Below are 16,871 nucleotides of genomic sequence, written 5' to 3'. Positions count from 1 at the left end.
GCCTCATAGGAGAGGGGGCCCGAAGGGCCGGAGAGGTTAACCTCTCAGTCAGCTGCGCTGACAGCTCTCCTAGCAGGAGAGCCGGGCCGCTAACCACTAGCCACTAACTGCTAACAACTTAAAAGACTTGTCGTCATGCGACAAGTCCTTTAGCATGATGCAACGACATGGGACCCATGTTAAATTGGTTCGATTATTTCTCAAAAACATAGAAAACTCCTTGCATGATGCGCCTTTTTGTAGTAAACTAAGTAAGTACGCGACAACAGGGTAATACCCTCTGCGGCGCGCTAAACTATGATATAAGATGTTGCCCGCCTTGCGGGGAAACTCTTATGGAGCAGTCTATTCAAGGAAATAGACGTTAGGAGGAATTAAGTAATGGCAAAACAGGAAAGAATTCGTATTCGCCTCAAAGCTTACGATCACAAAACGCTTGATCAGAGCGCGGCGAAAATCGTCGACACGGCGAAACGTACCGGTGCTATGGTATCCGGACCGATTCCGCTTCCGACAGAAAAGAACATCTTCACGATTCTTCGTTCTCCCCATGTCAACAAAGACTCTCGTGAACAGTTCGAACTCCGTACGCACAAACGCTTGATCGACATTCTCGAAGCATCCAACAAGACCGTTGATGCCTTGACAAGACTCGATCTGCCGGCAGGCGTAGACATCGAAATCAAATTATAGGAGGAGGTGCGATTATGTCTAAAGCTATTTTGGGTAAAAAATTAGGTATGACTCAGGTCTTTACTGAAGAAGGCGCAGTCGTCCCTGTAACCGTCGTCGAAGCTTCCCCGAACGTAGTTGTACGTGTCAAGACCGTTGATACGGACGGATACAACTCCATTCAGCTCGGCTATGGTGAAATCAAAGAAAAACATCTGACAAAACCCGTTAAGGGTCAATTCGACAAAGCAGGCGTTGCTCCTGTTAAGTATCTTCGCGAATTCCGTTTGACAGATACGCCGGAATATACGGTAGGCCAAACTCTGGCAGCTGATATTTTCGCAAGCGGCGATCTCGTCGACGTAATTGGCACCAGCAAGGGCAAAGGTTTTGCAGGTACCATCAAACGTCACGGTTTCCACCGCGGACCGATGGGTCACGGCTCCAAATCTCATCGTGAACCCGGTTCTCTCGGACCTATGACCAGTGGTGGCGGCGGTAAAGTCGTCAAAGGTAAAAAACTTCCTGGACAAATGGGTGGCAATCAGGCAACTGTTCTTCATCTCTCCATCGTCAAAGTCGACATGGACAAGAATCTGATCCTGGTTAAAGGTGGTATCCCGGGCGCCAAAGGCAGCCTCGTCATGATTCGCGATACTGTAAAACCCCGCTAATAGTTGTCTACAGGAAGGAGGATAAAATATAATGCCAAAAGTAAGCACGTATAATATTACCGGCGCACAGACCGGTGAAATCGAATTGAACGATAGCGTATTTGGCGTTGAAGTGAACGAAGCCGTTATGCGTCAGGCCGTTCTCCGTCAGCTCGCCAACCAGCGCTTGGGCACACATTCCACCAAAACTCGCGGTGTCGTTCGCGGTGGTGGCAGAAAGCCTTGGAAACAAAAAGGAACCGGCCGGGCCCGTGTAGGCAGCAACCGCAGCCCGTTGTGGGTTGGTGGCGGCACCATCTGGGGTCCCCATCCGCGCTCTTACGCACAGAAAATGCCGCGTAAAGCTCGTCGCCTCGCCGTTAAATCCGCTTTGAGCAATAAAGTCAATACTAACGAATTGTTCGTCCTCGACGAAATCAATCTCGCAGCTCCGAAGACGAAAGAAGTCGTCGCACTCATCAACAACTTCAAATTCGCTGGTGAAAAAGTCCTTTTCATCACCGACAACGATGAAGTCGTAGAACGCTGCGCACGCAACATCAAAGGCGTTAAAGCCATTTCCACTACGGGCGTCAACATCTTTGACCTGCTCCACTACACGAAATTGTTCGTTACGAAGAGCGCTGTAGCTAAGATTGAGGAGGTGCTCGCATAATGAACATGCATGATCTCTTGCTGAAACCGGTCATCACTGAAAAAACGACCATGATGATGTCTGATGGCAAATACACATTCAAAGTACCGCTCCGTGCTAATAAAGTTGAAATCCGTAAAGCTGTTGAAGCCGTCTTCGGCGTCAAAGTTAAAAGCGTAGCAACACTTCGCACGATGGGCAAATTCAAGCGCATGGGTAAATACATCGGCAAGCGCCCGGATTACAAGAAAGCCATCGTAACCCTTCAGGAAGGCGAAACCATCGAATTCTTCGAAGGAGCTTAAGGAATTAACGAATAAGGAGGAGGCACTACAATGGCCATTAAATCATTTAAACCGTACTCCGCTAGCCGCCGTTTCATGACTGTTTCGACATTCGAAGAAATCACGGCGTCTAAACCGGAAAAATCCTTATTGGCTAAAGTAACCAATAAGGGCGGTCGTAATAACAGCGGCCGTATGACTGTCCGCCATCAGGGCGGTGGTCACAAACGCCGTTATCGTTTGATTGACTTCAAACGTATTAAAGATAACATCCCGGCAAAAGTTGCGACGATCGAATACGATCCGAACCGCTCTGCCAACATCGCTCTTCTGTTCTACGCAGATGGCGAAAAGAAATATATCATCGCTCCGAACGGCCTTAAAGTTGGCGACGTCGTCTACAGCGGCCCGGAATCGGATATCAAAGTCGGCAACGCATTGCCGCTCCAGAATATCCCCCTCGGTACACTCGTACACAACGTTGAACTGAAAATCGGCAAAGGCGGCCAGATGGTCCGTTCTGCTGGTGAATCGGCTCAGCTCATGGCTAAAGAAGGCAACTATGCACTGCTCCGCCTTCCGTCCGGCGAACTTCGTCAGGTACACGTACGCTGCCGCGCTACGATCGGCGTAGTCAGCAATACGGATTATGAAAACATTACCATCGGTAAAGCCGGCCGTTCCCGTTGGAAGGGCATCCGTCCGGGCAACCGCGGTGTTGTCATGAACCCGTGCGATCATCCGCATGGCGGCGGCGAAGGTAAAGCTCCTGTTGGTCGTAAACGTCCGGTTACTCCTTGGGGTAAACCTGCTTATGGCGTTAAGACTCGCGACGCTAAGAAAGCTTCCAATAAATTCATTGTGAAGAGACGTAAATAAGTGTTGAGGAAAGGAGATAACTAAGTGTCCAGATCCATTAAAAAGGGCCCATTCGTAGCACACCATCTCTTGAAGAAAATCGACGCTATGAACGAAGCCAACGAAAAGAAAGTAATCAAAACCTGGTCCCGTGCCTCGATGATCCTGCCGAGCTTCGTCGGCCACACCATCGCTGTTCACGACGGCCGTAAACATGTACCTGTCTATATCACGGAAGATATGGTAGGTCATAAATTAGGCGAATTCGCACCGACTCGTACGTTCAAGGGTCATGCTAAAGCCGAAAAAGTAACTAAATAAGGGGGTAACATAAATGGCAGTAAAAGCTGTTACGAAACACATTCGCATTGCTCCCCGTAAAATTCGGATTGTTGCTGACTTGGTTCGGGGCAAAAACGTCGGCGAAGCTTTCGCTATCTTGAAATTCACTCCGAAAGTGGGTTCCCGTGTAGTTGAAAAAACTTTGCGCAGTGCCGTTGCTAATGCGGAACATAACAATGATATGGACGTTGCAAAATTGTTCATTTCTGAAATCTTTGTTGACCAGGATTCCACGATGAAACGTATTCATCCGCGCAGCCGTGGACAGGCCTTCAAAATTCTCAAACATTCCAGTCATTTGACGGTTGTTGTTGACGAAAAAGCATAAGGAGGGAAATGGAGTGGGTCAGAAAGTTAATGCCCATGGATTCCGCGTCGGCGTTTCCAAACCTTGGGACGCAAAATGGTATGCAGAAAAAGATTACGCTGCACTTTTGAATGAAGACGTCAAGATCCGTGAATTCTTAAAGAAACAGTTATACATCGCAGGTGTTTCTCGTATTGAAATCGAACGCTCTGCAAAACGTATCAAATTGATTATCCATACCGCAAAACCGGGCATGGTCATCGGCCGTGGCGGCGCAGGTATCGAAGATATTAAAAAAGCGTTGAAAGCCTTCACCACTAAGACTGTCGACGTAAACATCGCAGAAATCAAACAGGCCGAAATGGATGCAACCCTGGTTGCTGAAAACGTTGCCGGCCAGCTCGAACGCCGTATCGGCTTCCGCCGCGCTATGAAACAGTGCGTTGGCCGTACCATGCGTATGGGCGCTAAAGGTATCAAAATCATGTGCTCCGGCCGTCTTGGCGGTGCTGAAATCGCTCGCAGCGAAAGCCTTCGCGACGGTTCCATCCCCTTGCACACGCTCCGCGCTAACATCGACTATGGCTTCGCTGAAGCTCATACGACATATGGCTGCATCGGCGTAAAATGCTGGATTTACAAAGGTGAAATCCTCCCGGAAGCTAAGAAAGCTCCGAAGAAACGCGAAGGGAGTGAAGCATAATGTTAATTCCAAAACGTGTTAAATATCGTAAACAGTTCCGTGGCCGCATGAAAGGCCAGGCACATCGTGGTAATAAAGTTGCTCATGGCGATTTCGGTCTCGTCGCTCTCGAACCGTCGTGGATTACGAACCGCCAGATCGAAGCAGCCCGTATCGCTATGACCCGTTATATCAAACGTGGTGGTAAAGTCTGGATCAAAATCTTCCCGGACAAACCGATCACGGCAAAACCGGCTGGTACTCGTATGGGTTCCGGTAAAGGCGCTCCTGAATACTGGGTTGCCGTTGCAAAACCGGGCCGCGTACTCTTTGAAATGGGCGGTGTAAGCGAAGAAATTGCTCGTGAAGCAATGCGTCTTGCCGGCCATAAGCTGCCGATTAAAACGAAGTTTGTTGTTAAAGGTCAGGAATTAGGTGGTGAATAAAATGAAGGTTAAAGAAATCCGTGCGCTGAGCGCTGCCGAAATGGATGAAAAAGTGGTTAGCCTGAAAGAAGAATTGTTTAACCTCCGTTTTCAACATGCGACCGGCCAATTAGAAAATCCAATGCGTATCCGCGAAGTCAAAAAGACGATCGCTCGCATCAAAACGGTACAGCGTGAAGCAGAACTGAAAGCGCAGGCGTAAGAAACGTCCATAATTGGAATCTAAAAGGAGGTCACAAGCACAGATGGAAAGAAATGAACGGAAAATCCGCGTAGGTAAAGTTGTCAGCGATAAAATGGACAAAACCGTTGTCGTTGCTGTAGAATATAAAACACAGCACAAGCTGTACAAAAAGCCGATTATCTCGACTGTAAAATTCAAAGCCCACGATGAAAACAACGAATGCCATGTTGGCGACGTAGTCCGCATTGAAGAAACTCGTCCGCTGTCCAAACAGAAACACTGGAGAGTAGTGACAATCGTAGAAAAAGCTAAATAAGCTTCATTAATTAGGAGGTTAAGCCATGATTCAGCAAGAAACTGTGTTGAATGTTGCCGATAACACTGGCGCCAAGAAAATCTTGTGCATCCAGGTCATGGGTGGCTCGTATCGTAAATATGGCAACATTGGTGATATCATTACCGCATCTGTTAAAGATGCATCACCCGGTGGCGTTGTCAAGAAAGGCGACGTAGTCAAAGCTGTTATCGTTCGTTCTAAAAAAGGTTTGCGCCGTGCAGACGGTTCCTATATCCGTTTCGACGAAAACGCAGCTGTCGTAATCAATAATGATAAAAGCCCGAAAGGTACTCGTATTTTTGGGCCCGTTGCCAGAGAATTGCGTGAAAAAGATTTCATGAAGATCATCTCCCTGGCTCCGGAAGTATTATAAGGAGGAGGTGTTCTCAATGGGTAAAATGCACGTTAAAACAGGCGATACGGTCATCGTCATCGCTGGTAAAGAAAAAGGCAAAAAAGGCAAGGTCATCGCAACGTATTCGAAAAAAGACCGTGTCGTAGTTGAAGGCCTTAACCTGGTTAAGCGCCACACGAAACCGAGTCAGAACAATCCTCAAGGCGGCATTATCACCAAGGAAGCAGCAATCCATGTTTCCAACGTAATGCTCGTAGATCCTGAAAGCGACAAACCGACTCGTGTCAAAATGGTCCAGCAGGCCGATGGCACCAAAGTCCGTACAGCCGTAAAGAGCGGTAAAGCTATCTAATAAGAAGGGAGGCCCTTGAGAGTGTCCAGATTAAAAGACAAATACCTTTCCGAAGTCGTAAAAGGCTTGCAGGAAAAATACAATTATAAAAACGTAATGCAGATTCCGAAGGTTACCAAAGTTGTTATCAACATGGCCGTTGGCGAAGCTGTTACCAACTCCAAAGCCTTGGACGCTGCTGTCAATGATATGACCATCATTTCCGGTCAGAAACCGATCATCACGAAAGCCAAGAAATCCATCGCAGCTTTCAAAATCCGTGAAGGCATGAACCTCGGCTGCAAAGTTACCCTGCGCGGCGAACGGATGTATGAATTCCTCGATAAACTGATGAACTTGACACTGCCCCGCGTCCGTGACTTCCACGGCGTCAGTGCCACCGGTTTCGACGGCCGCGGCAACTATACCCTCGGCCTGAAAGAACAGCTTATCTTCCCGGAAATCGAATACGATAAGGTTGATAAAGCTCGCGGCATGGACATCACCATCGTTACCACAGCTACGACCGACGAAGAAGGCCGTGACATGCTGAAAATGATGGGCATGCCTTTTGAAAAGTAATAGAGGAGGATAACATACATGGCAAAGAAATCGATGCTCGAACGTGAAAAGAAACGTGAAAAAATGGTTGCCAAATACGCTAAGCTCCGCGCTGAACTCAAAGCAAAAGGCGACTATGAAGCACTTTCTCAGCTGTCGGCCAACGCATCTCCGGTTCGTCTGCACAACCGTTGCAAAGTAACCGGCCGTCCTCACGGTTATATGCGTAAATTCGGCATCTGCCGCATCACATTCCGTGAACTGGCTTACAAAGGTCAGATCCCTGGCGTTAAAAAAGCCAGCTGGTAACACGTATTCCATGGAGGGAGGTTTTTAGATTATGGCAATGACCGATCCGATTGCGGATATGCTCACAAGAATCCGTAATGCTAACTCGGCATATCACGAAAAAGTAGAAATCCCTGCTTCGAAGATGAAAGCTGCAGTGCTCGACATCCTCAAAGAAGAAGGTTTCGTCAAAAACTACGAATCTGTAAACGAAGGCAAAACGCTGAAAGTTACGTTGAAATATGGTTCTAATAAAGAAAAAGTAATTACCGGCATCAAGAGAATTTCCAAACCGGGCCTGCGCGTATACGCTGGCAAGGAAGAACTCCCGCGCGTTCTCGGTGGTTTGGGGATCGCTGTAATTTCTACGTCCCAGGGCGTTATGAGCGACAAAAAAGCTCGTAAACTCGGCTTGGGTGGCGAAGTTATCGCTTACGTCTGGTAAATCGTTTTGGAGGTGTCAATATGTCCCGAGTAGGTAGAATGCCTATTGATATCCCGGCAGGCGTAAATGTAAACCTCGATGGCCACGTAATTACCGTTAAAGGCCCGAAAGGCGAACTCACACGTACGCTCCACCAGGATATGAAAATCACAGTGGCTGATAACGTCATCACTGTAGAACGTCTGTCTGACGATAAAAATCATCGTGCATTACACGGCCTCACCCGTGCCCTTATTGCCAACATGGTAAAAGGCGTTTCGGAAGGCTTCAAGAAAGAATTGGAAATCGTCGGTGTTGGTTACAGAGCACAGATGAAAGGTAAGAAACTTGCCTTGACTCTTGGCTTCTCCCATCCCCTCGAACTCGACGCTCCGGCCGGCATCACCATCGAATGCCCGAGCGCTACGCAGATCACCATTTCCGGTGCTGATAACGAAGTCGTCGGCGAATTCGCTGCTAAAGTCCGCGGCTACCGCCTGCCTGAACCGTACAAGGGCAAAGGTATCCGCTATGTAGGCGAACATGTCCGTCGTAAAGCTGGTAAAGCTGGTACGAAAAAATAAGTAACATTTAATTAGAAAGGAGTGAATTCCTTGAAGAAGAGTAAAAACACAATCCGTTTGAAACGGCATTGGCGTTTACGCAAGAACATCAACGGCACGGCAGAACGTCCGCGTCTCAACGTTTTCCGCAGCCTTAACAATATCTACGCTCAGGTCATCGACGACCAGAACGGCGTAACTTTGGTTTCCGCAAGCTCTTTGGACAAAGAAATCAAAGGGCAGAACGTCAGCGGCGGCAACGCCGAAGGCGCAAAATTAGTCGGTGCTTTAGTTGCAAAACGGGCTATCGAAAAAGGTATCACGACGGTTGTCTTCGACCGTGGCGGTTACATTTATCACGGCCGTGTTGCAGCTCTCGCAGAAGCAGCTCGTGAAGCTGGCTTGAAATTCTAATCAAGGAGGAAATAACACATGGCAAAAGTTGACCATGCAGGTCTCGAATTACAGGAAAATGTAGTATTCATCAACCGCGTTGCTAAGGTAGTTAAAGGCGGCCGCCGTTTTTCCTTCAGTGCCCTCGTTGTTGTCGGTGACGGCAATGGCAATGTCGGCGCAGGTTTAGGTAAAGCTGGCGAAGTTCCTGAAGCAATCCGCAAAGGCGTTGAAGACGCTAAGAAACATATGATTTCCGTTCCTCTCAAGAACGGTTCCATTCCCCACACGATCACGGGTATCTTCGGTGCAGGCAAAGTATTCCTGAAACCGGCTGCTGAAGGTACTGGCGTCATCGCTGGCGGCCCGGTCCGTGCCGTATTGGAACTGGCAGGCGTCCGCAACATCCTCACCAAATCGATCGGTTCTTCCAACCCGAACAACATGGTTCAGGCAACCCTCGAAGGCTTGGGCCGCTTGAAGGATGTCAACAAAGTTGCTGAACTCCGTGGCAAAACTGTAGAAGAAATTTACGGTTAATAAGGAGGATATAACAAGATGGCTCAGGTTAAAGTTACACTCGTAAAGAGTTTGGCAGGCCGTCCTGGCGACCAGCGCGCAACCATCGTTGCCCTCGGTCTCCACAAGACGAACTCCAGCGTAGTAAAAGAAGTCACCCCGCAGATTAAAGGGATGCTTCATAAAGTAGAACACTTAGTAAAAGTAGAAGAAATTTAATATAGAAGGAGGTGCGCTGAATTGAAACTTCATGAAATGAGTATTGTTCCTGGTTCCAAGAAAAAACGCAACCGCGTCGGCCGCGGCATCGGCTCCGGCAATGGCAAAACGGCTGGCAAAGGTATGAAAGGTCAGCTCTCCCGTAGCGGTGGCGGCAAGCGCCCGGGCTTCGAAGGCGGCCAGATGCCGTTGTATCGTTTGCTCCCGAAACGCGGCTTCAAAAACATTTGGGCTAAAGAATATGCAGAAGTTAACGTTTCTGTACTCAACTGCTTTGAAGACGGCACGACTGTCGATCCCGTCGCTCTCGTAGAAGCTGGCATCCTCAAGAATGTCCGCGACGGCGTCCGTATCCTCGGCAACGGTGAACTCGAAAAGAAACTCACTGTCGTAGCCAACGGCTTCACGAAATCCGCTAAAGCTAAAATCGAAGCTGCAGGCGGTAAGGTTGTAGTACCGGGAGAAGAACCGGTAGCAGAACAGTAGGGGTGAGTTGCGGTGTTAGAAAACATCCAAAACGTACTGAACGTCCCGGAATTCCGGAAACGGGCAGTCTTCACTCTCATCATGTTCATCGTTTTCAGACTCGGCGTCCATATCCCCGTACCGGGTGTGGATTCGTCGGTCATTGAGAATCTCTTCAGCAGCGGCAACTTGTTCGGACTCCTGGACTTGTTCGCCGGCGGGGCACTGAGCAAGTTCTCCGTCCTGGCCATGAGCATCACGCCGTACATCAACGCGTCGATCATCATGCAGCTGCTGACAGCCGTCGTTCCGACTTTTGAACAATGGGCAAAGGACAATCAGGAAGGCCGCGATAAGATCCAGAAGGTCACGCGGTACGGCACGGTTGTCCTGGCACTGATCCAGGCTTTCGCCATGAGCTATGCGCTGAAAGTCAACAATGCCCTCATCGTCGACAGCTGGGCCATGGTCGTCATGGTCTCCCTGGTCCTCACGGCAGGCACATGTTTCCTCATGTGGCTCGGTGACCAGATTACAGCTGGCGGCATCGGCAACGGCATTTCTCTCATCATCTTCGCCGGTATCGTAGCGCGCTTCCCGCAAGGCTGCATGACGATTTACAAGTACATCCAGGCTGGTTCGATCAACATCTTCCAGACCTTGCTTTTTGCTGTCATCGCCTTGTTCATGATCGTCGTGGTCATTGAAGTCACACAGGGTCAGCGCCGCGTCACGGTACAGTATGCGAAACGTATCGTCGGCCGTAAGATGTATGGCGGTCACTCGACACATATTCCGCTGAAAGTCAATCAGGCTGGCGTCATCCCCATCATCTTCGCTTCGTCTGTACTGATGTTCCCGATTACCATCGCACAGTTCGTACAGAATGAAACAGTCCAGTGGATTGCAAGCTTCTTTGCATGGGGCACGGTGACCAACACGGTCATGTACGCTCTCCTGATCATGTTCTTCACCTATTTCTACACGGCTATTTCGCTGAACATCCCGCAGCTCACGGAAAATATGCAGAAGTATGGCGGCTTCATCCCTGGCATCCGCCCGGGCCAGCCGACAGCCATGTATATCGATCGCATCATGACGAGAATCACCCTCGCCGGTGCCTTCTTCCTGGCCTTCATCGCCATCCTGCCGAACTTCATCGGCTGGATCACGGGGATCGAAGGGGTTTACTTCGGCGGTACGGCCATCCTCATCGTCGTCGGTGTTGCCATCGACACGATGAAACAGGCAGAATCCTTAGTTTTGAATAGACAATATCAAGGATTTATGAAATAATAAGGGGGTAGTTTGAGTGTATATTCTTTTAATGGGCCCTCCGGGTGCTGGTAAAGGTACCCAGGCTGAACGATTGATTGAAAAATATGGTATTCCCCAGATTTCGACAGGCGACATGTTCCGGGCAGCTGTAAAAGAACAGACCCCGCTCGGCCTCGAAGCCAAGAAGTACATGGACAACGGCCAGCTCGTACCGGACGCTGTTACCGTAGGCATCGTCAAAGAACGCCTCGCCAAGGATGACTGCAAAAAAGGCTTCATCCTCGACGGCTTCCCGCGCACGACCAGCCAGGCTGTATCCCTTGATGCCATCCTCCGCGATTTGGGCATCAAACTCGATGGCGTCATCAACATTGCCGTCCCCGATGAAGAACTCATCAAACGGACGACGGGCCGTCAGATCTGCCGCTCCTGCGGTGCGACATACCATGTCACATTCAAACCGTCCAAGGTGAAGAACGTCTGCGATAAATGCGGCGGCGAATTGTATCAGCGCGATGACGATAAAGTAGAAACCGTCAAGAAACGCTTGAGCGTCTACGCTGCACAGACGAAACCGCTCATCGACTACTATAAGAATTCCAATCTCTACATCGAAATCGATGGCAAACAGAGCATGGAAGATGTCTACAAAGACATCGTTGCTAGTCTTGAAAAGAGTAAATAAGCATGATTATTTTAAAATCCAAACGGGAAATTGAGTATATTCGCGAAGCTGGCCGCATTACGGCCAACGCCCTTCAGCTCATGAAGAAACTGGCAAAACCTGGCATCACGACAGGCGAACTCGACCAGCGCTGTGAAGAATACATCCGCAGCTGCGGCGCTTTTCCGAGTTGCAAAGGCTATTACGGGTTCCCGGCAACCATTTGCGCCAGCGTAAATGAAGAAGTTGTCCACGGTATCCCGGGGCACCGCAAGCTCAAAGATGGCGATATAATCAGCATTGATTTAGTAGTGAACAAGAATGGCTACCATGGCGATTCGACGGTAACGATTCCCGTCGGCCACGTTCATCCGGCGACCCTCAAGCTCTTGAAGGTCACCGAAGAAAGCCTCTATAAAGGCATCGAACAGGCCGTTGCCGGGAATCACCTCGGCGACATCGGCCACGCAGTCCAGTCGTATGCCGAATCCTTTGGATACGGCGTCGTCCGCGACTACGTCGGCCACGGCATCGGTACGGACATGCACGAAGATCCGGAAGTGCCGAACTACGGCATGGCCGGTCACGGCGAACTGCTGGAACCGGGCATGGTCCTGGCCATTGAACCGATGATCAATATGGGCACGGAAAAAGTCCGCCAGTTGAAGAACGGCTGGACCGTCGTCACGCGTGACGGCAAACCGGCAGCCCACTTCGAACATACAGTAGCCATCACGGAAAACGGTCCTGAAATCCTTACCCTTCCGGAAGAATAAGATGGAACGGACACAGATGATACCTGTCTGCACGGTCGTAGAAAGCCTGGCAGGCAGGGATAAAGGCCACTTGTATGTTGTTGTCGGCAGTCTGGCTTATCCCTACGTATGGATTGCTGACGGTAGAAAGTACAACCTGGATAAGCCGAAAAAAAAGAATTGCCGGCATCTCCGGATATTGGGAACGAGCGTATCCACTGGAAGCGCTGGTCCCGCGAGAATCAGCAATGAATGGATACGGTCCGTCTTGAACCGGGCTGTGAAGAATTGACCAGGGAGGTTACTATGTCGAAGGTAGATGTCATTGAAGTAGAAGGCGTCGTCGTTGAAGCTTTGCCAAACGCCATGTTTAAAGTCAAGCTTGAAAACGATCACATCGTACTGGCTCATGTCTCCGGTAAAATGCGGATGAACTTCATTCGTATCCTTCCGGGCGACCGGGTCACACTCGAATTGACACCGTATGATCTGAATCGCGGTCGTATCACGTACCGCTTTAAGTAAGAGTATTACGCAGGAGGTTAATGATGAAAGTAAAACCGTCAGTAAAAAGAATTTGCGAAAAATGCAAAATTATCAAACGTAAAGGCCGCGTCATGGTCATTTGCGAAAATCCGAAACATAAACAGAAACAGGGTTAATAAGCAGGAGGTGAATGAATAGATGGCACGTATAGCCGGTGTGGATTTACCACGTGATAAACGAGTTGAAATTGGTTTGACTTACATTTTAGGTATCGGTCTTTCTTCTTCCCAGAAGATCTTGGCTAAGACTGGCGTAAACCCGGATACCCGCGTTCGCGACCTGACAGAAGACGAAGTACAGAAAATTCGTGAAGTCATCAGTTCTGAATATAAAGTTGAAGGCGAACTTCGCCGTGAAACAGCACTCAACATCAAACGCCTGATCGAAGTTAATTCGTATCGCGGCAAACGTCATCGTGCAGGTCTTCCGGTCCGCGGTCAGCGCACCAAGACGAACGCACGTACCCGTAAAGGTCCGAGAAAAGCTGTAGCAGGTAAGAAGAAATAAGATTCTTTAAGTAAGGAGGGAAACGATTTTGGCTAAGAACGTAAGAAGCAACAAAAGAAAAGAAAAGAAACACGTAGAATCGGGCGCAGCACATATCCGTTCTACTTTCAATAACACGATCGTTACGATCACTGATGCAAAAGGCAATGCACTGTCCTGGGCAAGTGCCGGCGGCCTCGGTTTCCGCGGTTCCCGTAAGAGCACTCCGTTCGCTGCACAGATGGCTGCTGAACAGGCTGCCAAAGCTGCTATGGAACATGGCCTCCGTCAGGTAGAAGTTTTCGTAAAAGGTCCGGGATCCGGCCGTGAAGCTGCTATCCGCGCATTGCAGGCTGCAGGTCTTGAAGTCAACTCCATCAAAGACGTAACTCCTATTCCGCATAACGGCTGCCGTCCGCCGAAACGGAGACGCGTATAATCGTAGATAATTAACCAAGGTGTTTTGATTCTGAAATAGGAGGATTTTCCTAATGATCGATGATAACAAGTTTAAAGTTAAAACCGTCGAAATCAATGACGGCGGTACCTATGGAAAATTCGTATGTGAACCTCTCGATCGGGGTTACGGAATCACATTGGGTAATAGTTTGCGGCGTGTCCTCCTGGCATCCCTGGATGGCGTAGCAATCACTTCGATCAAAATCGATGGTGTTCTCCATGAATTTTCGACCATCCCCGGCGTTCGGGAAGATGTTTCGGAAATCATCCTCAACCTCAAACAGGTTCGGATGAAATTCCTGGACGATGATATCAACGAACTCGATATCACTGTCGATATCTCTGGTGAATGTGAATTCACTGCAAACGATCTTAACGTAAACTCAGACATTGAAATTTTGAACCCGGATCTTCATATTGCCACGCTGGATACGGACGCTGAAATCCGTATGCAGTGCCACATTGAACGCGGCAAAGGGTATGTTCCTTCTACGAAGAACAAGAAAGAAACGGATATGATCGGGGTCATCCCCATCGATTCGATTTTTTCGCCTATTGTGCGCACCAACTACGAAGTAGGCAATATCCGGGTCGGCAACGAAATGGATCACGATTCGTTGACGCTTGAAGTGACGACGGACGGCAGCATCAGTGCTGAAAACGCCGTCGCCAAGGCTGCATCCATTATGATCAGCTATTTGAATTACTTCCAGGACATCGCCACCGACGCCAAAGTCAATGACACGTTGGCTGAATTCACCAACAAAGATGGCGAAGAACCGGAAGCACCGACAGAACCGGACCTCAACGACATCAAGATTGATGTCCTCGATCTTTCCGTACGCGCTTCGAACTGCCTGAAACGTGCAAACATCTACACCTTAGGCGACCTCGTAGAACGGACGGAAGACGACTTGTCCAAGATTCGCAACCTCGGCAAGAAGTCTGTCGATGAAATCATTGAAAAGTTGCAAAAAGAAGGTTACGATTTAAAATCGAGTAACGAAGAATAGTTCGAGGAGGATGAACGATGGCTTATAGAAAGTTGGGACGAGACAGCTCCGCACGTAAAGCATTGCTGCGCAGCATTGTCACCTCTTTATTCCAGCATGAACGCATTGAAACGACAGAAGCAAAGGCAAAAGAACTTCGCAAAGTCGCTGACAAAATGCTTACCCTCGCAAAACGCGGCGACCTCCACGCTCGCCGTCAGGTCTTGGCATACATGATGGATGAAGACGTTGTCAAAAAACTGTTTGACGAAATTGCACCGAAATACAAAGATCGTCAGGGCGGTTACACTCGCATCATCAAAACTGGCGTTCGTCAGGGCGATGCTGCTCCGATGGTAATCATCGAATTAGTATAAGCTTGTAAGAAAAAAGGAGCTGTCGCAAGACAGCTCCTTTTTTGCACAAAGGAGTGATACAAATGCCATATCGTATGATGTTAGCTGTCAACTTTACACCGGAACGGCTGGACCAGGTCAAGCTCCTGGCCCTCTTGACGAAATCGAAGGTCAAGGCCGTTACGGAAGCGGAAAAAGGCGAAACAGTCGGCAAAGTCCTGGGACTGACTGACGAAGAAATCGCTGAAATCGCCGCTATGAAACAGGAAACGGAACAGACCAAGGTTCACGAACAGATGAACGAAGACGAAAAACTTCCGCCTGTCACCAAAGAAGCGCTGATCCTCTGCGGCTTCGATAACCAGGCTGTCAACCTGCTCCTGAGCAGCATCCGCCGGGGCCGCCTGAAGAACGTGCCCCTCAAGGCTATGTTGACGCCGAACAACATTTCTTGGACTATCGAAACGATTTTGCAGGAATTGTCGAAAGAACACGAATATTTTCATAAAAAGAGGTAAGACCATGCGTCCTACGACACTTTGCTTTCCCGTCCGCCCGGACGGGAAACTTTTATTAGGCCGCAAAAAACGCGGCTTCGGCGTCAGCAAATGGAACGGCTTCGGCGGTAAAATCGAAGCCGGTGAAAACTTCCTGCAGTGCGCCGTCCGGGAACTCCGGGAAGAAACGGGCCTCATCGCCAAGGAAGAAGACCTGGAACTCGTCGGCTTCCTGGACTTTCACTTCTCGGCCTCATCGGAACTGGACCACATCGGCTTCGTCTACTTCCTCCGCCAATGGCAGGGGACTGTCCAGGAAACCGAAGAGATGGAACCGCAATGGTTCGACCCGGCAGCCCTTCCGTATGATGAAATGTGGAAAGGCGACCGGACCTGGATTCCTATGCTGCTGAAAAAAGAAAAAGTCAAAGGCATCATTACCTTTGCCGAAGATAATGAGAATCTGCAACATCTAGAATTGTATCGCATAGACAATGTATAGATTCATGAGTTAGCTAAGACGACAGATAGACAATATCTGTCGTCTTTTGCAGTCTTGAGACAATTGCGACAAAATTCGGGTCTTGACATTGTTTTGGCATTTGGTTTACACTTATAAAGTATTAATAGGTGATAAATAGAACGTAGTCATTTTTAACCTGATTCTGCAAGAAGTCTCCCGCCTCTTTAGGCGGCGAGATGAATTGCAGGTTTTTCTGAGGGCTCGATGCCATCAGAAAAACAATGGCTTCACAAGTTGAGTTGCAGTATAATCAGTAGTAAGAGTGAAAGGATTGGGAAAGTCAAGGCAGGTGATGATAGTGAATAAGGCATACCGATACAGAATCTATCCGACAAGGGAACAGAAAATGATGTTTGCCAAGACCTTTGGGTGTGTCCGATTCATCTACAACAAGATGCTGAGTGACCGCATTGACTATTATAAGGAAACCGGCCAAAAGCTGAATAACACGCCTGCGCAGTACAAGGAAGAATTCCCCTGGTTAAAGGAAGTAGATAGTTTAGCCCTTGCCAATGCCCAAATGAACCTGAATAAGGCCTACAGCCACTTTTGGAATGACAGCAAGCATTTCGGCAAGCCGCGCTTCAAGTCAAAGAAAAATTGTCGTGCTTCGTATTCTACGAACAACCAGAAAGGCTCTGTCCGAATCGAGGGCCATAAGGTGAAACTGCCGAAAGTCGGCTGGGTGAAACTATGCCAGCATCGTCCCTTGCCGGAGAACAGTATCATAAAGACCGTGACCATCAGCAAGACGCCATCCGGAAAGTACTATATCAG

At 48.9% G+C, this 16,871-nt stretch carries 34 protein-coding genes; all 34 read left to right on the top strand.

The annotated features are described in order from the left end of the window. Positions 1-381 precede the first annotated feature (381 nt). The gene (rpsJ, locus tag WMO23_RS08205; protein WP_014015734.1) at positions 382-693 is read left to right on the top strand and encodes a 30S ribosomal protein S10; all 312 of its coding nucleotides are present in this window, start codon (positions 382-384) and stop codon (positions 691-693) included. A 14-nt stretch (positions 694-707) separates the two neighbouring features. Continuing rightward, the gene (gene rplC / locus WMO23_RS08200) at positions 708-1,346 is read left to right on the top strand and encodes a 50S ribosomal protein L3 (protein ID WP_014015735.1); all 639 of its coding nucleotides are present in this window, start codon (positions 708-710) and stop codon (positions 1,344-1,346) included. A 31-nt stretch (positions 1,347-1,377) separates the two neighbouring features. Next, the gene (gene rplD, locus WMO23_RS08195; protein ID WP_020310055.1) at positions 1,378-2,001 is read left to right on the top strand and encodes a 50S ribosomal protein L4; all 624 of its coding nucleotides are present in this window, start codon (positions 1,378-1,380) and stop codon (positions 1,999-2,001) included. Beyond that, positions 2,001-2,285 carry a 50S ribosomal protein L23 gene (rplW, locus tag WMO23_RS08190; RefSeq protein WP_014015737.1) on the top strand — a complete coding sequence of 95 codons (285 nt, stop codon included), beginning with the start codon at positions 2,001-2,003 and terminating at the stop codon, positions 2,283-2,285. Before rplD ends, rplW begins: the two co-directional genes overlap by 1 nt. Before the next feature lie 30 nt (positions 2,286-2,315). Then, on the top strand, positions 2,316-3,143 hold the full coding sequence (rplB, locus tag WMO23_RS08185; protein ID WP_020310054.1) for a 50S ribosomal protein L2: 828 nt from the start codon (positions 2,316-2,318) through the stop codon (positions 3,141-3,143). A gap of 24 nt (positions 3,144-3,167) precedes the next feature. Next, a complete protein-coding gene (gene rpsS, locus WMO23_RS08180; RefSeq protein WP_014015739.1) occupies positions 3,168-3,443 on the top strand; it encodes a 30S ribosomal protein S19 in 276 nt (91 codons plus the stop codon). Between the two features lie 13 nt (positions 3,444-3,456). Further along, the gene (gene rplV / locus WMO23_RS08175) at positions 3,457-3,792 is read left to right on the top strand and encodes a 50S ribosomal protein L22 (protein ID WP_014015740.1); all 336 of its coding nucleotides are present in this window, start codon (positions 3,457-3,459) and stop codon (positions 3,790-3,792) included. A gap of 13 nt (positions 3,793-3,805) precedes the next feature. Further along, positions 3,806-4,474: a 30S ribosomal protein S3 gene (gene rpsC / locus WMO23_RS08170; protein ID WP_020310053.1), complete on the top strand. Its 669-nt coding sequence runs from the start codon at positions 3,806-3,808 to the stop codon at positions 4,472-4,474. Further along, positions 4,474-4,899 carry a 50S ribosomal protein L16 gene (rplP, locus tag WMO23_RS08165; protein ID WP_020310052.1) on the top strand — a complete coding sequence of 142 codons (426 nt, stop codon included), beginning with the start codon at positions 4,474-4,476 and terminating at the stop codon, positions 4,897-4,899. The genes rpsC and rplP overlap by 1 nt, the downstream gene beginning before the upstream one ends. A gap of 1 nt (position 4,900) precedes the next feature. Beyond that, entirely contained in the window at positions 4,901-5,101 is a 201-nt protein-coding gene (rpmC, locus tag WMO23_RS08160; RefSeq protein WP_014015743.1) for a 50S ribosomal protein L29, read from the top strand. A gap of 43 nt (positions 5,102-5,144) precedes the next feature. Continuing rightward, entirely contained in the window at positions 5,145-5,399 is a 255-nt protein-coding gene (rpsQ, locus tag WMO23_RS08155; RefSeq protein ID WP_014015744.1) for a 30S ribosomal protein S17, read from the top strand. A 25-nt stretch (positions 5,400-5,424) separates the two neighbouring features. Then, positions 5,425-5,793, top strand: a complete 369-nt coding sequence (gene rplN / locus WMO23_RS08150) for a 50S ribosomal protein L14 (RefSeq protein ID WP_014015745.1) — start codon at positions 5,425-5,427, stop codon at positions 5,791-5,793. A gap of 16 nt (positions 5,794-5,809) precedes the next feature. After that, positions 5,810-6,127, top strand: a complete 318-nt coding sequence (rplX, locus tag WMO23_RS08145; protein WP_036200625.1) for a 50S ribosomal protein L24 — start codon at positions 5,810-5,812, stop codon at positions 6,125-6,127. Between the two features lie 21 nt (positions 6,128-6,148). Continuing rightward, complete coding sequence (rplE, locus tag WMO23_RS08140) at positions 6,149-6,688, top strand: 50S ribosomal protein L5 (RefSeq protein ID WP_014015747.1); 540 nt, start codon at positions 6,149-6,151, stop codon at positions 6,686-6,688. An 18-nt stretch (positions 6,689-6,706) separates the two neighbouring features. Further along, entirely contained in the window at positions 6,707-6,976 is a 270-nt protein-coding gene (gene rpsN / locus WMO23_RS08135; protein ID WP_020310050.1) for a 30S ribosomal protein S14, read from the top strand. A gap of 31 nt (positions 6,977-7,007) precedes the next feature. Further along, positions 7,008-7,400 (top strand): 30S ribosomal protein S8, encoded by a 393-nt coding sequence (gene rpsH, locus WMO23_RS08130; RefSeq protein WP_014015749.1) that lies wholly within the window; start codon positions 7,008-7,010, stop codon positions 7,398-7,400. A 20-nt stretch (positions 7,401-7,420) separates the two neighbouring features. Next, positions 7,421-7,963, top strand: a complete 543-nt coding sequence (gene rplF, locus WMO23_RS08125) for a 50S ribosomal protein L6 (RefSeq protein WP_020723728.1) — start codon at positions 7,421-7,423, stop codon at positions 7,961-7,963. Positions 7,964-7,993: 30 nt separating this feature from the next. Continuing rightward, entirely contained in the window at positions 7,994-8,356 is a 363-nt protein-coding gene (gene rplR / locus WMO23_RS08120; RefSeq protein ID WP_014015751.1) for a 50S ribosomal protein L18, read from the top strand. Positions 8,357-8,374: 18 nt separating this feature from the next. Next, a complete protein-coding gene (gene rpsE, locus WMO23_RS08115; protein ID WP_020311738.1) occupies positions 8,375-8,875 on the top strand; it encodes a 30S ribosomal protein S5 in 501 nt (166 codons plus the stop codon). Positions 8,876-8,893: 18 nt separating this feature from the next. Then, a complete protein-coding gene (gene rpmD, locus WMO23_RS08110) occupies positions 8,894-9,073 on the top strand; it encodes a 50S ribosomal protein L30 (protein ID WP_014015753.1) in 180 nt (59 codons plus the stop codon). A 21-nt stretch (positions 9,074-9,094) separates the two neighbouring features. Next, the gene (gene rplO, locus WMO23_RS08105; RefSeq protein WP_020311737.1) at positions 9,095-9,559 is read left to right on the top strand and encodes a 50S ribosomal protein L15; all 465 of its coding nucleotides are present in this window, start codon (positions 9,095-9,097) and stop codon (positions 9,557-9,559) included. Positions 9,560-9,571: 12 nt separating this feature from the next. Further along, the gene (gene secY / locus WMO23_RS08100; RefSeq protein WP_020311736.1) at positions 9,572-10,834 is read left to right on the top strand and encodes a preprotein translocase subunit SecY; all 1,263 of its coding nucleotides are present in this window, start codon (positions 9,572-9,574) and stop codon (positions 10,832-10,834) included. A gap of 16 nt (positions 10,835-10,850) precedes the next feature. Then, positions 10,851-11,501 carry an adenylate kinase gene (locus WMO23_RS08095; RefSeq protein ID WP_014015756.1) on the top strand — a complete coding sequence of 217 codons (651 nt, stop codon included), beginning with the start codon at positions 10,851-10,853 and terminating at the stop codon, positions 11,499-11,501. Between the two features lie 2 nt (positions 11,502-11,503). Further along, positions 11,504-12,256, top strand: coding sequence for a type I methionyl aminopeptidase (map, locus tag WMO23_RS08090; protein WP_020311735.1), 753 nt, complete (start codon positions 11,504-11,506; stop codon positions 12,254-12,256). Position 12,257: 1 nt separating this feature from the next. Continuing rightward, positions 12,258-12,527, top strand: coding sequence for a KOW domain-containing RNA-binding protein (locus tag WMO23_RS08085; RefSeq protein ID WP_014015758.1), 270 nt, complete (start codon positions 12,258-12,260; stop codon positions 12,525-12,527). A 14-nt stretch (positions 12,528-12,541) separates the two neighbouring features. Then, the gene (gene infA, locus WMO23_RS08080; protein WP_014015759.1) at positions 12,542-12,760 is read left to right on the top strand and encodes a translation initiation factor IF-1; all 219 of its coding nucleotides are present in this window, start codon (positions 12,542-12,544) and stop codon (positions 12,758-12,760) included. A 23-nt stretch (positions 12,761-12,783) separates the two neighbouring features. Further along, positions 12,784-12,897: a 50S ribosomal protein L36 gene (gene rpmJ, locus WMO23_RS08075; RefSeq protein ID WP_020311734.1), complete on the top strand. Its 114-nt coding sequence runs from the start codon at positions 12,784-12,786 to the stop codon at positions 12,895-12,897. Positions 12,898-12,919: 22 nt separating this feature from the next. Then, positions 12,920-13,288: a 30S ribosomal protein S13 gene (rpsM, locus tag WMO23_RS08070; protein ID WP_020311733.1), complete on the top strand. Its 369-nt coding sequence runs from the start codon at positions 12,920-12,922 to the stop codon at positions 13,286-13,288. 28 nt (positions 13,289-13,316) lie between these two features. Next, positions 13,317-13,706, top strand: a complete 390-nt coding sequence (gene rpsK, locus WMO23_RS08065; RefSeq protein WP_014015761.1) for a 30S ribosomal protein S11 — start codon at positions 13,317-13,319, stop codon at positions 13,704-13,706. Between the two features lie 52 nt (positions 13,707-13,758). Further along, complete coding sequence (locus WMO23_RS08060) at positions 13,759-14,739, top strand: DNA-directed RNA polymerase subunit alpha (RefSeq protein ID WP_020311732.1); 981 nt, start codon at positions 13,759-13,761, stop codon at positions 14,737-14,739. Between the two features lie 17 nt (positions 14,740-14,756). Further along, on the top strand, positions 14,757-15,095 hold the full coding sequence (gene rplQ / locus WMO23_RS08055; RefSeq protein WP_014015763.1) for a 50S ribosomal protein L17: 339 nt from the start codon (positions 14,757-14,759) through the stop codon (positions 15,093-15,095). Positions 15,096-15,169: 74 nt separating this feature from the next. Further along, positions 15,170-15,592, top strand: a complete 423-nt coding sequence (locus WMO23_RS08050) for a DUF3783 domain-containing protein (protein ID WP_020311731.1) — start codon at positions 15,170-15,172, stop codon at positions 15,590-15,592. Between the two features lie 4 nt (positions 15,593-15,596). Next, a complete protein-coding gene (locus WMO23_RS08045) occupies positions 15,597-16,073 on the top strand; it encodes an 8-oxo-dGTP diphosphatase (RefSeq protein WP_303267759.1) in 477 nt (158 codons plus the stop codon). A 367-nt stretch (positions 16,074-16,440) separates the two neighbouring features. Continuing rightward, positions 16,441-16,871: helix-turn-helix domain-containing protein (locus tag WMO23_RS08040; protein WP_349173746.1), on the top strand; the 431-nt coding region annotated here is incomplete at its 3' end.

The organism is Megasphaera intestinihominis, from assembly GCF_040096415.1.
GTDB classification, from domain to species: Bacteria; Bacillota; Negativicutes; order Veillonellales; family Megasphaeraceae; genus Megasphaera; species Megasphaera intestinihominis.
Note: the sequence above shows the minus strand (reverse complement) of the source record. Positions and strands in the feature narration are given on the sequence as shown.

Bases quoted from the DNA above. Each gene is read 5' to 3' on its own strand.
- rpsN (WP_020310050.1), top strand. From the start codon at position 6,707: ATGGCAAAGAAATCGATGCTCGAACGTGAAAAGAAACGTGAAAAAATG.
- rplB (WP_020310054.1), top strand. From the start codon at position 2,316: ATGGCCATTAAATCATTTAAACCGTACTCCGCTAGCCGCCGTTTCATG.
- rpmD (WP_014015753.1), top strand. From the start codon at position 8,894: ATGGCTCAGGTTAAAGTTACACTCGTAAAGAGTTTGGCAGGCCGTCCT.
- rpmC (WP_014015743.1), top strand. From the start codon at position 4,901: ATGAAGGTTAAAGAAATCCGTGCGCTGAGCGCTGCCGAAATGGATGAA.
- WMO23_RS08050 (WP_020311731.1), top strand. From the start codon at position 15,170: ATGATGTTAGCTGTCAACTTTACACCGGAACGGCTGGACCAGGTCAAG.
- rplQ (WP_014015763.1), top strand. From the start codon at position 14,757: ATGGCTTATAGAAAGTTGGGACGAGACAGCTCCGCACGTAAAGCATTG.
- map (WP_020311735.1), top strand. From the start codon at position 11,504: ATGATTATTTTAAAATCCAAACGGGAAATTGAGTATATTCGCGAAGCT.
- rpmJ (WP_020311734.1), top strand. From the start codon at position 12,784: ATGAAAGTAAAACCGTCAGTAAAAAGAATTTGCGAAAAATGCAAAATT.
- rplN (WP_014015745.1), top strand. From the start codon at position 5,425: ATGATTCAGCAAGAAACTGTGTTGAATGTTGCCGATAACACTGGCGCC.
- rplD (WP_020310055.1), top strand. From the start codon at position 1,378: ATGCCAAAAGTAAGCACGTATAATATTACCGGCGCACAGACCGGTGAA.
- rplX (WP_036200625.1), top strand. From the start codon at position 5,810: ATGGGTAAAATGCACGTTAAAACAGGCGATACGGTCATCGTCATCGCT.
- infA (WP_014015759.1), top strand. From the start codon at position 12,542: ATGTCGAAGGTAGATGTCATTGAAGTAGAAGGCGTCGTCGTTGAAGCT.
- WMO23_RS08045 (WP_303267759.1), top strand. From the start codon at position 15,597: ATGCGTCCTACGACACTTTGCTTTCCCGTCCGCCCGGACGGGAAACTT.
- rplP (WP_020310052.1), top strand. From the start codon at position 4,474: ATGTTAATTCCAAAACGTGTTAAATATCGTAAACAGTTCCGTGGCCGC.
- rpsH (WP_014015749.1), top strand. From the start codon at position 7,008: ATGGCAATGACCGATCCGATTGCGGATATGCTCACAAGAATCCGTAAT.
- WMO23_RS08085 (WP_014015758.1), top strand. From the start codon at position 12,258: ATGGAACGGACACAGATGATACCTGTCTGCACGGTCGTAGAAAGCCTG.
- rpsE (WP_020311738.1), top strand. From the start codon at position 8,375: ATGGCAAAAGTTGACCATGCAGGTCTCGAATTACAGGAAAATGTAGTA.
- rplW (WP_014015737.1), top strand. From the start codon at position 2,001: ATGAACATGCATGATCTCTTGCTGAAACCGGTCATCACTGAAAAAACG.
- rpsQ (WP_014015744.1), top strand. From the start codon at position 5,145: ATGGAAAGAAATGAACGGAAAATCCGCGTAGGTAAAGTTGTCAGCGAT.
- rpsJ (WP_014015734.1), top strand. From the start codon at position 382: ATGGCAAAACAGGAAAGAATTCGTATTCGCCTCAAAGCTTACGATCAC.
- rplV (WP_014015740.1), top strand. From the start codon at position 3,457: ATGGCAGTAAAAGCTGTTACGAAACACATTCGCATTGCTCCCCGTAAA.
- WMO23_RS08060 (WP_020311732.1), top strand. From the start codon at position 13,759: ATGATCGATGATAACAAGTTTAAAGTTAAAACCGTCGAAATCAATGAC.
- rpsM (WP_020311733.1), top strand. From the start codon at position 12,920: ATGGCACGTATAGCCGGTGTGGATTTACCACGTGATAAACGAGTTGAA.
- rplC (WP_014015735.1), top strand. From the start codon at position 708: ATGTCTAAAGCTATTTTGGGTAAAAAATTAGGTATGACTCAGGTCTTT.
- rplF (WP_020723728.1), top strand. From the start codon at position 7,421: ATGTCCCGAGTAGGTAGAATGCCTATTGATATCCCGGCAGGCGTAAAT.